This is a genomic window from Polaribacter sargassicola (assembly GCF_021991835.1).
GTDB classification, from domain to species: Bacteria; Bacteroidota; Bacteroidia; order Flavobacteriales; family Flavobacteriaceae; genus Polaribacter; species Polaribacter sargassicola.
Genome location: NZ_JAHDAU010000204.1, coordinates 1 through 287 on the forward strand (window position 1 = coordinate 1; position 287 = coordinate 287).

Here is a 287-nt window from a genome sequence, read left to right on the forward strand (position 1 = left end):
GCGCCGCCGAGGACGATCTGTCCTTCGTCGGCCAGGCGGCGGACGATCTTGAGGATTTCCTTCTGTTCGGCTTCGACTTCGGAGAGGCGGACCGGGCCGCGCGCTTCGAGGTCTTCGCGCAGCATTTCCGCGGCACGCGACGACATGTTCTTGAAGATCTTCTCGCGCAGCGTATCGGATGCGCCCTTCATGGCGAGGATCAGCGAGTCGGACTGGATTTCGCGCAGCAGGAGCTGGATGCTGCGATCCTCGAGGTCGAGCAGGTTTTCGAAGACGAACATCTCGTC

1 protein-coding gene is annotated in these 287 nt (G+C 62.0%); it reads right to left on the reverse strand.

What is annotated here, in order from left to right; genetic code table 11:
- Positions 1 to 287: FliG C-terminal domain-containing protein (locus KI686_RS17670; protein ID WP_497801196.1), on the reverse strand; the 287-nt coding region annotated here is incomplete at both ends.